Source organism: Microbacterium sp. K35 (assembly GCF_004794375.1).
GTDB classification, from domain to species: Bacteria; Actinomycetota; Actinomycetes; order Actinomycetales; family Microbacteriaceae; genus Microbacterium; species Microbacterium sufflavum.
The window spans coordinates 1-263 of sequence record NZ_SSDM01000311.1 but is presented as its reverse complement, the minus strand read 5'-3'; the positions used below and the strand labels follow the sequence as shown (position 1 = coordinate 263).

Sequence of the window (263 nt, the reverse complement as noted above, 5' to 3'; positions counted from 1 at the left end):
TCGACGCGCAGGGGGTCGTCCCCCGGCACGTCGAAGGCGTCCGCGAGCGCCGCGACCGTGCGGTTCGCCGGGAACCCGGGGCGCTCGACCTGATGCCCCTCCGCGAGCGGCACGAGCGCGAGCAACCGCGCCACGATGCGCTGCGCCTCGGCGTGCGTCTCGGCGACCACGGGCAGCACGGGCGCGATCACCCGCAGTTCCTCCGGCGAGCGCCCGGCCTCCGCCGCGACCTCCCGCAGCCCCCGCCGCGTGGCGACCGCGTC

At 78.7% G+C, this 263-nt stretch carries 1 protein-coding gene; it reads right to left on the bottom strand.

What is annotated here, in order from left to right:
* Window positions 1-263 (bottom strand): LLM class flavin-dependent oxidoreductase (locus DW299_RS12305; RefSeq protein WP_136036759.1); only part of this gene is annotated, 263 nt, incomplete at both ends.